The organism is Pseudomonas sp. B392_1p (assembly GCF_052245235.1).
Taxonomy (GTDB): Bacteria; Pseudomonadota; Gammaproteobacteria; order Pseudomonadales; family Pseudomonadaceae; genus Serpens; species Serpens gallinarum.
Genome location: NZ_JBQPXM010000004.1, coordinates 135,180 through 148,518 on the forward strand (window position 1 = coordinate 135,180; position 13,339 = coordinate 148,518).

Here is a 13,339-nt window from a genome sequence, read left to right on the forward strand (position 1 = left end):
GATGCGCGAAAAACTAGGGGATGGCCCAGGCCTATGTCAACTGCAAAATTTTTACCGGTTTACTACTGGCTAAAAATCAACCACAAATGTCTGCTTTGCGACGAACTCGCCGAACAGTCGCTGCCACTGTGTGGTCCCTGCGAGACCGACCTGCCTTGGCTGGCCGGGCAGTGCGCCGTGTGCGCGCTGCCTTTGCCGACCCAGGGGCTGGCATGTGGCGCCTGCCTGCGTCAGCTGCCGGCCTTCAGTAGGGTCGAAGCACCTTGGCATTACGCCTTTCCAATCGACACCCTGATTACCCGCTTCAAGCATCAGGCACGCTGGCCACTGGGCCGCTTGCTCGCCGAACTGCTTGCGCGGCATTTGCGCCATGCGTATGCCGAAGGCCTGCCGCGCCCGCATCGTATTTTGCCGGTTCCCCTGGCCCGTTCTCGACAACGGCAGCGCGGATTCAACCAGGCGGCCATGCTAAGTAACTGGCTGGGTCGCGAACTGCATCTGCCAGTGGATGAGCACTTGCTGCTGCGCGCCCGTGACACGGCCGCCCAGCAAGGCTTGGATGCACGCGCCCGGCAACGCAACCTGCGCCAGGCATTTGCCTTGTCCGCTAACGCGGCGGCAGTCATTCAAAATCAACATCTGGCGCTGGTCGACGATGTACTCACCACGGGAGCCACCGCCCAAGCCCTGGCTCACCTGTTACGCCAGGCGGGCGCGGCGCGTGTCGATGTCTACTGCCTGGCGCGCACACCTAAACCCGGCGTTTGAGCTTTGATATGCTCGGCTGAAAAAAACGGGCTTTCCATGGACAGCATTGACACCCTCATCATCGGCGCCGGCGCACTCGGCCTGGCGTGTGCAGCGCGCCTGGCCGACCCGCAGCGCAGTACCCTGATCGTCGAAGCCGAACGGTTGATCGGCAGCCACACCTCCAGCCGCAATTCGGAAGTCATCCACGCCAGCCTGTATTACCCGCCGGGCTCGCTCAAGGCCGAACTCTGCCTGGAAGGTCGCGAGCGTCTGTATGCCTGGTGCCGCCAATACCAGGTGGCGCACCGGCAGATCGGCAAGCTGCTGGTGGCTGTCGAGGATGCCGAGCAAGAGCAATTGGCCGGCCTGCTCGCCAATGCCCACGCCTGTAACGTAAACGACTTGCAGACCCTCGACGCCCGCCAGTTACAGCAGTTGGAGCCGGCCGTGCGTGGCGTAGCCGGGTTGCTGTCGCCGAGCACCGGCATCATCGACAGTCACGCCTACCTGCAGTCCCTGCTCGCCGCCGCCGAACAGCAAGGCGCGCAGCTGGTCCTGGATACCCGGGTCACCCAACTGCAGAAGATGGGCGACGGTTGGCTGGCCAGCGGCATCAGCGCCGGCGAGCCGTTCCAGATCCGGACCCAGCAGGTCATCAATGCCGGCGGGCTGTTCGCCCAACAACTGGCGGCGGCGACTGAGGGTCTGGCACCTGGGTCCATCCCTGCACTGCACCTGTGCCAGGGTCGCTATTTCAACTACAGCGGACGCTCGCCGTTCAGCCGGCTGATTTATCCGTTGCCGGCAGCCAACCAGGCCGGGCTCGGCATTCACGCCACCCTGGATCTGGGCGGCCAGCTGCGTTTCGGCCCCGATGTGCATTACCTGCAACACATCGATTACGCGGTCGATCCCACTCTGCGGGAGTCTTTCGCTCAGGCCGTGCGCCGCTATTTCCCCGACCTCGACAGCCAGCGCCTGGAGCCCGGCTACAGCGGCATCCGGCCAAAGCTTTCCGGCCCTGGCGAACCTGCGGCGGATTTTCATATCCAATTGCCGTCCAGTCATGGCTTGCAGGGGCTGGTCAACCTGTTTGGCATTGAATCGCCGGGGCTCACCGCCAGCCTGTCAATCGCCGACCGTATCGCTCAAGCCCTGTGATCCGCCCGCTTGGCGGTACGCGTCAAGAGCGTCAATGCGTATACTTCCTCGCCAAATCCATCCATTTACCCGTAAGGACTTGTCCATGAAAGCGCTCGGCAAAATCCTGGGCATTATTTTCCTTGGGCTCTTGCTGATCCTGGTCGGTCTGGGTTTCGCCCTCACCCACTGGTTCGATCCCAACGATTACAAGGACGAAATTCGTCAGTTGGCACGCGACAAAGCCAACCTGGAGTTGACCCTCAACGGTGACATCGGCTGGAGCCTGTTCCCCTGGCTGGGCCTGGAACTGCACCAGACCACCCTGGCCAGTGCGCAAACCCCGCAACAGCCCTTCGCCGAGCTGCGCATGCTGGGTCTTTCGGTGCGTGTACTGCCACTGCTGCGCAAAGAAGTGCAGATGAGCGACATCCGCATCGACGGCCTCAACCTCACGTTGCAGCGCGACGAACAAGGGCACGGCAACTGGGAAAACATCGGCCAGCCGGCCAAAGACAGCGCCGGCGATGACACGCCGGTCGCACAAAGCACGCCCCCCGAGCCTGCCGAGGGTGCCGAGGACAACGCAGCCCTGCCGATCCAGCTGGATATCGACAGCCTGAAGGTCAATGACGCCCGTTTCAGTTACCACGATGCGCAAACCGGCCAGCAGTTCAGCGCCGAAAGCATTCAACTGGAAACCGACGCGATTCGCGAAGGCGCCTCCATTCCGCTGAAACTAAGCGCCTTCTTCGGCACCAACCAGCCGGTCATGCGCGCGCGCACTGAAGTGCGCGGCAACCTGCGCTTCGATACAGCACTACAACGCTACCAACTGGAAAATCTGCGCCTGACCGGCGAGGCGTCCGGCGAACCGCTGAATGCCAAGACCGTGACCTTCAGCGCCCAGGGAGAATTGCTGGTCGATCTGGAGGCGCAGATCGCCGAATGGAACAGCCTGAAGTTTTCCGCCAATCAGCTGCATGCTCTAGGCGACCTTAAGGTTCGCGAGCTTGATGACGAGGCACAGATCAGCGGTGGCCTGTCCATCGCCGCCTTCAATCTGCGTGATTTCCTCGAAGGTCTTGGCCAGACGCTGCCGGAGATGGCCGACGCCAATGCTCTGGGCAGGCTCGAAATGTCCACCCGTCTGAGCGGCACGCCAAACAGTATCCTGATGGAAGAGCTGCGCCTCAAACTCGACGACACCACACTCACCGGTAACGTGGCCGTTGCCGACTTCAGCACCCTTGCATTGCGCGCCCAGCTCAAGGGCGATCGGATGGACCTGGACCGCTACCTGCCGCCGAAAAGCGAGGCGGACAGCGCCAGCACTGCGCGCCAGGCCGAGGTAAAAAGCTCCAGCCAGGCCGCCGGAGACGGCAATTCGCCGCTGCCCAACGCACCCACCCAGCAAGCCTGGAGTGACGCGCCGATTCTGCCCATGGACCTGCTGCGCCAGCTTGATTTCCAGCTGGCAGTCAACTTTGGCGAACTGGTCTTCGACAAGCATCCCATCACCAACGCCAGCCTCGACACCCAAGGCAAGGATGGCCTGATCACCCTCAAGGCGCTGCACGCCGACCTGTATAACGGCCAGGTCGACGCCAGCGGCAAGGTCGATGTGCGCAACGCCTTGCCACAGTTGGCCATCGCCAGCACGATCAGCAAGCTGCCGGCGGACAAGTTCATCCAACTGGACAACCAGCCCTCGCCCATCAAGGGCCTGCTCGACTTCAAGGCCGACTTCAGCACACGGGGCAACAGCCAGAAAAGCTGGGTCGATAACCTCAACGGCAAGGCCGATTTCCTGGTCAGCGACGGCGTGCTGGTTGATGCCAACCTCGACCAGTATCTGTGCAGGGCCATCGCCACGCTCAACCGCAAAGCGCTGAGCAAGGAACTGCGCAACCGAGACACGGCTTTCGAGGAGTTGCGCGGCAATCTGGTGGTAACCAACGGCGTGGCCAACAACCCGGACTTCAAAGCTAGCATTCCCGGCCTGGCCATCAGCGGCAACGGCAGCCTCGACCTGCGCGTGCTCGGCCTGGATTACCACATCGGCATACTTATCAAGGGTGACCAGCGCGAGATGCCCGACCCGGCCTGCCAGGTCAACGAGCGCTACGTCGGTCTGGAATGGCCGCTGCGCTGCCGTGGCCCGCTGGAGCTGGGCGCCAAGGCCTGCCGCATCGACCAGGACGGCCTGGGCAAGATCGCCGGCAAGCTGGCGGGCGAGAAACTCACCGAAAAACTCGATGAAAAACTTGGCGACAAGGTCAGCCCGGAACTCAAGGATGCCCTCAAGGGCCTGTTCAAACGATGAGTCCCGAGCAATTCGGCACGGCCGTGCTGGCGTGGTATGACCAGCATGGCCGCAAAGATCTGCCTTGGCAGCAGGGCATCACGCCTTACCGGGTGTGGGTTTCGGAAATCATGCTGCAGCAGACCCAGGTCGCCACCGTACTCGGTTATTTCGATCGGTTCATGGCAGCCCTGCCCACCGTCCAGGCGCTGGCCGACGCGCCGGAAGATGAAGTCCTGCACCTGTGGACCGGCCTGGGCTACTACACCCGCGCGCGTAACCTGCACAAGGCTGCGAAAATCCTCGTTGCGCAACATGGCGGCGAATTCCCACGCGACGTCGAGCAACTCACGGAACTGCCCGGCATCGGTCGCTCCACCGCCGGGGCCATCGCCAGCCTGAGCATGGGCCTGCGCGCGCCGATCCTCGACGGTAACGTGAAACGCGTTCTGGCGCGCTACGCCGCCCAGGACGGCTATCCGGGCGAGCCCAAGGTTGCCAAGCAACTCTGGGCGCTCGCCGAGCGCCTCACCCCGCACGCGCGCGTCAATCATTACACCCAGGCGATGATGGACCTCGGCGCCACGCTGTGTACACGCAGCAAGCCGACCTGCCTGCTCTGCCCGCTGCGCGAAGGCTGCCGCGCGCAGCTGCTCGGCCAGCAAAGCGCCTACCCAACGCCCAAGCCACGCAAGGAGTTGCCGCAGAAGCACACCTTGATGCCAGTGTTCGCCAATGCCGAGGGCAGCATCCTGCTCTACCGGCGCCCTTCCAGCGGCCTGTGGGGCGGTTTGTGGAGCCTGCCGGAAGTCGCGGCACTGCCCGACCTGCATGCGCTGGCCCAGCGTTACGGCCTGGAGCTGGGCGAACCCCGTCGCCTGCCCGCCTTCACCCACACGTTCAGCCATTTCCAGCTGAGCATCGAGCCCTGGCTGGTGCCGACCAGCGCCTTGAGCAGCGTCGTGGCCGAAGACGACTGGCTTTGGTATAACCTTGCCACCCCGCCGCGCCTGGGCCTCGCCGCCCCGGTGAAAAAACTGCTCAAGCGCGCGGCCGATGAATTGATCGCAGGAGAATTGTCATGACCCGTACGGTGCACTGCCGCAAATATCACGAAGATTTGCCCGGCCTCGACCGCCAGCCCTATCCAGGCGCCAAGGGCGAAGACATTTTCAACAACGTGTCGAAGAAAGCCTGGGAAGAGTGGCAAAAGCACCAGACCATGCTGATCAATGAACGTCATCTGAACATGATGAATGCCGAAGACCGCAAATTCCTGCAGGTCGAGATGGATAAATTCCTCTCCGGCGAGGAGTTCGCCCAGGCTGAAGGCTACGTGCCTCCAAGTGCCTAAAAAACAGCCAAGTACTTAAATAAACAGCTTTTTCTACCGCCGCCGGTTGACTCGGTGGCGGTAAAACCGGTTTAATGCCGCCCGTTGTTGCCCAGGTAGCTCAGTCGGTAGAGCAGGGGATTGAAAATCCCCGTGTCGGCGGTTCGATTCCGTCCCTGGGCACCACTTTTATCAGGTGCTCAAATTCCTGATATGCCCAGGTAGCTCAGTCGGTAGAGCAGGGGATTGAAAATCCCCGTGTCGGCGGTTCGATTCCGTCCCTGGGCACCACTGATACCGAAAAGCCCCAAACGAAGATCATTCGCTTGGGGCTTTTTATTGCCTGCAATTTATTCATTGCCCAGGCAAATCATCGCCTGCCGCCTGGTCCGGCAAGCATGCAGTTGACGGTTTTTCAATCGATCCAATGTCGCTCTTGCTCGACACGGGGGAGTTCCGCGATCCTCCATTGCATCAAGACGGCCCGTGGTCGTCCAAACGCCACTGCCGGAGAAGCGCATGAAGACCGTTGCCCAGATGATCAAGGACAAGCAGAACCACGATGTTCATACCATCGCCCCGCACACCACCGTGCTGGAAGCCTTGCGCATCATGGCCGAGCACAATGTCGGCGCCTTGCCGATTGTCGAGGACGGTCAACTGATTGGCGTGGTCAGTGAACGGGACTATGCACGCAAGGTAGTACTGCAAGGCCGTTCTTCGGTGGGCACCCCGGTCAGCGCCATCATGAGTGCTCCAGTGATCACCACCGAGCCCCGCCAGAGTATTCAGGCGTGCATGAGCACCATGACCGAGTGCCACCTGCGCCACCTGCCCGTGGTCGAGGATGGCAAGCTGATCGGCATGCTATCGATCGGCGACTTGGTCAAGGAAGCCATTTACGAGCAGGAGAGCCTGATTCGCCAGTTGGAAAGCTATATTCGCGGCGAGTGAACGGTCGACTCTCGATCAGCTGTTTTCAGCGTGCCGGTGCGCCGGCAACCAATCCGTACTGCGCACCCATGCCTCGAATTGATCCGCCGGCAATGGCCGGCTGAACAGATAGCCCTGGACCTCCTGACAGCCCAGACGCCGCAGCAGGGCCAATTGCTCCTGGGTTTCGATCCCCTCGGCCATGGCCGTCAATCCCAAGCCATCAGCGATGCCGAGAATGGCCTGCACGATGCGCTGGTCGCTGGCATCGTTATGCAAATCGCGCACGAATGATCGATCGATCTTCAAGCGATGCACAGGCAGATGCTTCAAATAGCCGAGCGATGAATAGCCTGTGCCGAAATCATCGATGGCCAGGTGAACACCCCGCTCAGCGAGCCGCTGCATTTCTCGCCCCACGCTGACCGAGTCCGGTGTGGTCAGGCTTTCGGTCAACTCCAACTCCAGGCAGTTGGCCGGCAAACCGCTCTCGGTCAAGCTGGCGCACACCAGCTCAAACAACCCTGGCACACGAAACTGGGCCATCGACAGGTTGACCGCCACGCGCATCTCGGCCGGATAACCGGCAGCCAACCAGCGGCTCATCTGGGTGATTGCGGTGCGCAGTACCCATGCGCCAATCTCGACAATCTGTCCGGTGCTTTCGGCCACCGGAATGAATTCCGTCGGCGCGATGTTGCCTAGCACGGGATGCCGCCAGCGCAACAGCGCCTCGGTACCCACCAGGCGCCCCTCCTCCACGTTCAGCTGCGGTTGGTAATGCAATTCCAGCTCATCGTTCGCCAGGGCCTGGCGCAAGGCGTTGCTGAGCAATTGCGCGCGCATCAGGCGCGCCTGCAGCTCGGCTGTGAAGAACGCATGGTGGCCGCGCCCTTCCTGTTTGACGCGATACATGGCGCTGTCGGCATGGCGAAACAACGTGTCCTGATCCCGGCCATCCTCAGGAAACATGGCGATACCGATCGACGCGCTGACCTGCAGGCTATGGCCCTGCACCTCAATGGGCTGAGCAAGCTGAGCCTGCACTCGCACGGCAACCTGGGCGGCGCTCTGTGCGTTGGTAAAGGGCAAGGTGAGGATGAACTCATCGCCACCCTGGCGGGCCACGCTGTCCTCGTCGCGCAACAAGTCTCGCAGGCGCTGGGCCACGGCCACCAGCAACGAATCGCCAACCTGATGACCCAGCTGATCATTGACGTGCTTGAAGTGGTCCAGGTCCATGAACAACACAGCCAATGGCTGCTGATTGCGTTCGCAAATTTCCAGCGCCTGGGCGAAGCGCGCAGCAAAAAGCGTGCGATTGGGCAAACCGGTCAAGGCGTCGAAGTGGGCCAATTGCTGGATGCGCTGCTGATCGAGGATGCGCTGGGAAATGTCCCGCGCCAGCACCACAAAGCGCTGCTGAAAACCCTTGTACATGCGCGCTGCCGACAGTTCGAAATGCACCACGCCACCGGCCTGCTCCAGGCGCAGCTGACGGCCATTGCTGACGCCCTGCAGGCGGGCTTCATCGAGCGCCAACCGGCAGACCTTGGCAGCATCGGCCGGCAGTGCTTCGTCAAGCGTGCGGTGCAGCATGTAGGGCAGATCATCGATTTGCCGGTAATTGTCGGGAATGTGTACGCGCAGGCACCGCCCTTTGGCATCAAACTCGAACAACAGATCGGGAATGGCATCGATTACCGCGTGGGCGTGTTCGCGGGTTTCGTGGAGCGCGCGGTAAGGGGCCAGGATGGTCCCCACGAACATCACGCGATACAGCAGCAGGTACGCCAGCACCTTGTAGACATGACCGGCCAGATTGTAGAGGTCGGTCACTTGCGCATAGCGGGTGAACAGCAGCTCACTCATGACCATCAGGCCCAGCGCGCCGAATAACAGTGCCACGTTGAAACTGCTGCGCTCGCGCAGCTGGCGTACCAGCAGAAGCATGCTGAGCAGATGCATGCCGATCAGGCCGTATTCGGCAATTTGCTTGATCGGTGTCAGGCCCAACCCGGGAATAAAGGTGCGCGGCATCCACTGTGGATGGACCAAAAAAACCCAGTGCGCCGGAACCACGACAGCGAGCACGCCGCACAGGCCCAGCAGTCGCCAGGGCGCACGGAACGGCCGCCGCTGCTCTTCGACCAGATGCCAGGGAAAGCAGGCCACCAGCAACAAGGACAACGCAGCCAGGTAACGGGCCAGCAACCAGAAGTTGATGGCCTTTTCCGGATCGCTCGGCGTAAAGAAGCTGGGCATGCCCGGGTAGGAGAGCATGTGCGACGTATCCGCAATGGCCACACCCAGAAAGGCACAGGACACCAGCAGGATATTGCGCTGGCGATGCAGGCCATAGGTGGTCCAGCCCACCGTGAAAATCAGCCCGGCCACCAGAATGGCAAGGATTTCCAGACACTGATGCCACGTCAGAAAATGCGGGTTGTGCGAAGGTAAAACCCCAGCTGCCCACTGGATCGCCAATAGGCCGAGCAAGGCCAGCCCGAGCAAACCTGCTGCAAACACCAGCGCGAAACGATGTTGGGGGTGAACCAAGTGGAACAGATGCACGCACCAATCCTTTTAGATTGCGTGAACAAAGCGACTTTCAGGCAAAGTCTTACAGCATCGGACTGAGCACCGATGCACTGCATTTGACCGCCTGACCTGGCCCGCGTCTATCCGACAAAACGGTTATAGAAGCGGCGTTGATAAGGTCGCGGATAACATCCTGCTGTGAGTCAGAATGCATTGTTCTGTCGCGAAATCCCATGTGGCGTAGATCGCGACCGGCACTTTCAGTAAAATCCCGCCACCCTGAGTCTCAAGCCGACAAAATCCTTCCATTTAGAGGATATTTCGAGAGCCCTGAGACACCCGCAAGCCCACCTCGTGGTGGGCTTTTTGCTTTATTGATGCTGCGTGCGGTTTGCTTGGCGCTCCATGCCCCCTGTGCTAGCGTGCAGACGAGAGCGTTGCCGCAGTTGTGCGTCATGAAGAACAAAAGAGGACAACGTATGGTTCAGGCACCGCCTGCACTGGAAATCCGCAACCTGCACAAGCGCTATGGCGACCTCGAAGTGCTCAAGGGCATTTCCCTCACCGCTCGCGATGGTGATGTGATCTCCATTCTCGGCTCCTCCGGCTCCGGAAAATCCACTTTCTTGCGCTGCATCAACCTGTTGGAAAACCCCAACGAAGGGGAAATCCTGGTTGCCGGCGAACAGCTCAAGCTCAAGCAGGGCAAGGGTGGCGAACTGGTTGCAGCCGATGCCGCACAGATCAACCGGATGCGCAGCAAGCTCGGATTCGTGTTCCAGAACTTCAACCTCTGGCCGCACATGAGCGTGCTCGACAACATCATCGAAGCCCCGCGCCGCGTGCTCGGCCAGAGCAAGGCCGAGGCCATCGAGGCGGCCGAAGCGCTGCTGGCCAAGGTCGGCATTGCCGACAAGCGCCACGTGTATCCCAATCAGCTGTCCGGCGGCCAGCAGCAACGCGCGGCCATCGCCCGTACGCTGGCGATGCAGCCCAAGGTCATCCTGTTCGATGAGCCGACCTCAGCGCTGGACCCGGAAATGGTCCAGGAAGTGCTTAACGTGATCCGCGCCCTGGCCGAAGAAGGTCGCACCATGCTGCTGGTCACCCACGAAATGAATTTCGCCAAACAGGTTTCCAGCGAGGTGGTGTTTCTCCATCAGGGCCTGGTCGAAGAACAGGGCACACCCGAGCAGGTATTCGACAACCCCCGTTCGGCACGCTGCAAACAATTCATGTCCAGCAACCGCTGAGGGAGTCATCACATGGAACACATCAAGACATTTGTGCTGGGTGCTGTCTTTTCCCTGTTCTTCGGTACCCAGGCTTTCGCGGCCGAGAAGCTCAAGATCGGTACCGAAGGCGCCCTGCCGCCCTTCACGATGATCAGCCCCAAGGGCGAGGTCGTCGGCTTCGACATCGATATTGCCCAGGCGCTGTGCGCGAAGATGAAGGTTGAGTGCGAGGTGGTACTGTTCGACTGGGACGGCCTGATCCCGGCGCTCAACTCCGGCAAGTTCGACATGCTCGCTGCCTCCATGTCGGTTACCGAGGAACGCAAGCAGGCCATTTCCTTCACCGACCCCTACTACACCAACAAGCTGCAGTTCGTGGCGCCAAAGTCGGTGGACTTCAAGACTGACAAAGACAGCCTCAAGGGCAAGGTGATCGGCGCACAGCGCGCGACCATCGCCGGCATCTGGCTGGAAGACCACCTGGAAGACGTGATCGACATCAAACTCTACGACACCCAGGAAAACGCCTACCTGGACCTGTCCACCGGCCGCATCGACGCCATGCTGTTCGACAAATACGCCCAGTGGGAATGGCTGAACAGTCCGGCCGGCAAGGATTTTGAATTCAAGGGTGAACCGGTCTTCGACGACGACAAGATCGCCATTGGCGTGCGCAAGAACGATGACGAACTGCGCGAGCGGCTGAACAAGGCGCTGGCGGAAATCCTCGCCGATGGCACCTATGAAAAAATCAATGCCAAGTACTTCCCCTTCAGCATTTACTAATCAGCCAGACCGCCGCCTGGTTCTTCGCCGGGCGGCGGCGCACGAGCTCACATGATCGATTTGCACGGATTCGGCCCGGCCCTTGTTGCCGGGACCTGGATGACCATCCAACTGGCCCTGGCCTCCCTGGCCCTCGGCCTGATACTCGGCCTGCTCGGCGCCCTGGCCAAGACCTCCCCCTACGCCACCTTGCGCTGGGTCGGCGGCACCTATTCAACCATTGTGCGCGGCATTCCCGAGCTGCTCTGGGTGTTGCTGATCTACTTCGGCACCACCGACGTGATGCGCGCCCTCGGTGAACTGTTCGGCATCAAGAACCTTGCTCTGAGCCCGTTCGCGGCAGGCACCATCGCCCTGGGACTGTGTTTCGGCGCCTATGCCACCGAAGTATTCCGCGGCGCGCTGCTGGCCATTCCCAAGGGTCACCGGGAAGCCGGACTGGCCCTGGGCCTGAGCAAGGTGCGAATCTTCTGGCGCCTGGTGCTGCCGCAAATGTGGCGCATCGCCCTGCCGGGCCTGGGCAACCTGTTCATGATCCTGATGAAGGACACCGCACTGGTCTCGGTGATCGGCCTGGAAGAAATCATGCGCCGCTCGCAGATTGCAGTCAGCGTCAGTAAGGAGCCCTTCACCTTCTTCCTTGTTGCAGCCTTCATCTACCTGGGCCTGACCGTGCTGGCCATGACCTGCATGCACTTCCTGGAAAAACGTGCCGCTCGCGGCTTTGCAAGGAGCGCAGCATGAGCTGGGACGTTTTCATCCGTTGGCTGCCAAGCTTCCTCGACGGCGCCTGGCTGACCTTGCAACTGGTCGGTGTTTCCGTAGTGGCCGGCCTGATCCTCGCCCTGCCGCTGGGCATTGCCCGTGCTTCGCGCAATCTGGCGGTGCAAGCGCTGCCTTATTGCTACATCTTCTTTTTCCGCGGCACTCCGCTGCTGGTGCAACTGTTCCTGGTCTACTACGGCCTGGCGCAGTTCGAGGCGGTTCGGGAAGGACCACTGTGGCCCTATCTTCGCGATCCCTATTGGTGCGCGATCATCACCATGACGTTGCACACGGCGGCCTATATCGCCGAGATCATCCGCGGCGCCATCCAGGCGGTGCCACCGGGCGAAATCGAAGCGGCCCGGGCGCTGGGCATGTCCCGTCGCCAGACCATGTGGCATATCATCCTGCCGCGCGCAGCACGCATCGGCATGCCGGCCTACAGCAACGAGGTGATACTGATGCTCAAGGCCAGCGCCTTGGCCAGCACCATCACCCTGCTGGAACTGACGGGCATGGCGCGCAAGGTCGCCGCCCGCACCTATTTGCATGAGGAAATGTTCCTGACAGCCGGCCTGATCTACCTACTGATCGCGTTCATATTGATGCAGGGCTTCAAATTGCTGGAGCGCTGGCTGCGGGTCGATGCTACCCAGCAAGGTCGTTGATACAACCCACGCGTCGCCCTGGTATGAAAAATGCCTGATATCGGTACTGCGGCCGGGAATTAAACCTCCCGGCCGACCTATTCTAAACACTGCATGTCCAGCCACTGCCAAGAAAAGGGAGCAACACTCCATGAAGAACTACAAGAAACTTCTGCTGACTGCCGCTGCACTCGTGTTCGCCAGCAGCAGTTTTGCTGCCGAAAAACTGACCATCGGTACCGAAGGTGCCTACCCCCCGTTCAACCTGATAGACGCCAGCGGACAAGTCGTTGGTTTCGACGTCGAAATCGGCCAAGCGCTGTGCGCCGAGATGAAAGTCGAATGCAACGTGGTCACCTCTGACTGGGACGGCATCATTCCGGCCCTCAACTCCGGTAAGTTCGACATGCTGATCGCCTCCATGTCGATCACCGAGGAGCGCCAGCAGGCCGTTGACTTCACCAACCCCTATTACACCAACAAGCTGCAATTCGTGGCACCCAAGTCGGCGAATTTCAAGACCGACAAGGACAGCCTCAAGGGCAAGGTAATCGGTGCGCAGCGCGCCACCATCGCCGGCTCTTGGCTGGACGACAACCTGGGCAACAGCATCGAGATCAAGCTCTACGACACCCAGGAAAACGCCTATCTGGATCTGTCTTCCGGTCGCATCGATGGCATCCTTGCCGATACCTTCGTTCAGTGGGAATGGCTCAAGAGCGATGCCGGCAAGAACTTCGAGTTCAAGGGCGAGCCGGTGTTCGACAACGACAAGATCGGTATTGCCGTGCGCAAGGGCGACGATGAGCTGCGTGAGCGCCTGAACAAGGCACTGGCCGCAATTGTCGCTGACGGCACCTACAAGAAGATCAACGACAAGTATTTCCCCTTCAGCATTTATTGA

Annotated in this window: 12 protein-coding genes and 2 tRNA genes; 13 read left to right on the forward strand and 1 reads right to left on the reverse strand. The window is 60.7% G+C overall.

Annotated elements, in window-relative coordinates; genetic code table 11:
* Positions 1-33 precede the first annotated feature (33 nt).
* The 8 genes from ACTV8E_RS07280 to ACTV8E_RS07315 all read left to right on the forward strand — a co-directional run bounded on the left by ACTV8E_RS07280 (position 34) and on the right by ACTV8E_RS07315 (position 6,482).
* Positions 34-768 carry a ComF family protein gene (locus tag ACTV8E_RS07280; RefSeq protein ID WP_443199046.1) on the forward strand — a complete coding sequence of 245 codons (735 nt, stop codon included), beginning with the start codon at positions 34-36 and terminating at the stop codon, positions 766-768.
* A gap of 36 nt (positions 769-804) precedes the next feature.
* The gene (locus ACTV8E_RS07285) at positions 805-1,911 is read left to right on the forward strand and encodes an NAD(P)/FAD-dependent oxidoreductase (RefSeq protein WP_443199047.1); all 1,107 of its coding nucleotides are present in this window, start codon (positions 805-807) and stop codon (positions 1,909-1,911) included.
* 85 nt (positions 1,912-1,996) lie between these two features.
* On the forward strand, positions 1,997-4,216 hold the full coding sequence (locus tag ACTV8E_RS07290; RefSeq protein ID WP_443199048.1) for an AsmA family protein: 2,220 nt from the start codon (positions 1,997-1,999) through the stop codon (positions 4,214-4,216).
* Positions 4,213-5,280: an A/G-specific adenine glycosylase gene (mutY, locus tag ACTV8E_RS07295; protein ID WP_443199049.1), complete on the forward strand. Its 1,068-nt coding sequence runs from the start codon at positions 4,213-4,215 to the stop codon at positions 5,278-5,280. Before ACTV8E_RS07290 ends, mutY begins: the two co-directional genes overlap by 4 nt.
* The gene (locus ACTV8E_RS07300) at positions 5,277-5,549 is read left to right on the forward strand and encodes an oxidative damage protection protein (protein ID WP_443199050.1); all 273 of its coding nucleotides are present in this window, start codon (positions 5,277-5,279) and stop codon (positions 5,547-5,549) included. The genes mutY and ACTV8E_RS07300 overlap by 4 nt, the downstream gene beginning before the upstream one ends.
* 89 nt (positions 5,550-5,638) lie before the next feature.
* Positions 5,639-5,714, forward strand: a tRNA-Phe gene (locus ACTV8E_RS07305).
* Positions 5,715-5,743: 29 nt separating this feature from the next.
* Positions 5,744-5,819, forward strand: a tRNA-Phe gene (locus ACTV8E_RS07310).
* A 228-nt stretch (positions 5,820-6,047) separates the two neighbouring features.
* The gene (locus tag ACTV8E_RS07315) at positions 6,048-6,482 is read left to right on the forward strand and encodes a CBS domain-containing protein (protein WP_251834576.1); all 435 of its coding nucleotides are present in this window, start codon (positions 6,048-6,050) and stop codon (positions 6,480-6,482) included.
* A gap of 15 nt (positions 6,483-6,497) precedes the next feature.
* On the opposite strand, the gene ACTV8E_RS07320 is transcribed toward ACTV8E_RS07315, so the two are convergent.
* Positions 6,498-9,035 (reverse strand): putative bifunctional diguanylate cyclase/phosphodiesterase, encoded by a 2,538-nt coding sequence (locus ACTV8E_RS07320; protein ID WP_443199051.1) that lies wholly within the window; start codon positions 9,033-9,035, stop codon positions 6,498-6,500.
* 446 nt (positions 9,036-9,481) lie between these two features.
* Here ACTV8E_RS07320 and ACTV8E_RS07325 point away from each other — a divergent pair, with 446 nt between their 5' ends.
* From ACTV8E_RS07325 to ACTV8E_RS07345, 5 genes are all read left to right on the forward strand, one after another.
* Complete coding sequence (locus ACTV8E_RS07325; protein WP_443199052.1) at positions 9,482-10,255, forward strand: ABC transporter ATP-binding protein; 774 nt, start codon at positions 9,482-9,484, stop codon at positions 10,253-10,255.
* Positions 10,256-10,267: 12 nt separating this feature from the next.
* Positions 10,268-11,023, forward strand: a complete 756-nt coding sequence (locus tag ACTV8E_RS07330; protein ID WP_251834573.1) for an ABC transporter substrate-binding protein — start codon at positions 10,268-10,270, stop codon at positions 11,021-11,023.
* A gap of 51 nt (positions 11,024-11,074) precedes the next feature.
* Entirely contained in the window at positions 11,075-11,767 is a 693-nt protein-coding gene (locus ACTV8E_RS07335) for an ABC transporter permease (protein ID WP_251834572.1), read from the forward strand.
* Complete coding sequence (locus ACTV8E_RS07340; protein WP_443199053.1) at positions 11,764-12,456, forward strand: ABC transporter permease; 693 nt, start codon at positions 11,764-11,766, stop codon at positions 12,454-12,456. Before ACTV8E_RS07335 ends, ACTV8E_RS07340 begins: the two co-directional genes overlap by 4 nt.
* A gap of 130 nt (positions 12,457-12,586) precedes the next feature.
* Positions 12,587-13,339, forward strand: a complete 753-nt coding sequence (locus tag ACTV8E_RS07345) for an ABC transporter substrate-binding protein (protein WP_251834570.1) — start codon at positions 12,587-12,589, stop codon at positions 13,337-13,339.

Coding starts and splice junctions, on each gene's coding strand:
- ACTV8E_RS07325 (WP_443199052.1), top strand. CDS start 9,482: ATGGTTCAGGCACCGCCTGCACTGGAAATCCGCAACCTGCACAAGCGC.
- ACTV8E_RS07280 (WP_443199046.1), top strand. CDS start 34: ATGTCAACTGCAAAATTTTTACCGGTTTACTACTGGCTAAAAATCAAC.
- ACTV8E_RS07340 (WP_443199053.1), top strand. CDS start 11,764: ATGAGCTGGGACGTTTTCATCCGTTGGCTGCCAAGCTTCCTCGACGGC.
- ACTV8E_RS07300 (WP_443199050.1), top strand. CDS start 5,277: ATGACCCGTACGGTGCACTGCCGCAAATATCACGAAGATTTGCCCGGC.
- ACTV8E_RS07335 (WP_251834572.1), top strand. CDS start 11,075: ATGATCGATTTGCACGGATTCGGCCCGGCCCTTGTTGCCGGGACCTGG.
- ACTV8E_RS07330 (WP_251834573.1), top strand. CDS start 10,268: ATGGAACACATCAAGACATTTGTGCTGGGTGCTGTCTTTTCCCTGTTC.
- ACTV8E_RS07315 (WP_251834576.1), top strand. CDS start 6,048: ATGAAGACCGTTGCCCAGATGATCAAGGACAAGCAGAACCACGATGTT.
- ACTV8E_RS07290 (WP_443199048.1), top strand. CDS start 1,997: ATGAAAGCGCTCGGCAAAATCCTGGGCATTATTTTCCTTGGGCTCTTG.
- ACTV8E_RS07285 (WP_443199047.1), top strand. CDS start 805: ATGGACAGCATTGACACCCTCATCATCGGCGCCGGCGCACTCGGCCTG.
- ACTV8E_RS07345 (WP_251834570.1), top strand. CDS start 12,587: ATGAAGAACTACAAGAAACTTCTGCTGACTGCCGCTGCACTCGTGTTC.
- mutY (WP_443199049.1), top strand. CDS start 4,213: ATGAGTCCCGAGCAATTCGGCACGGCCGTGCTGGCGTGGTATGACCAG.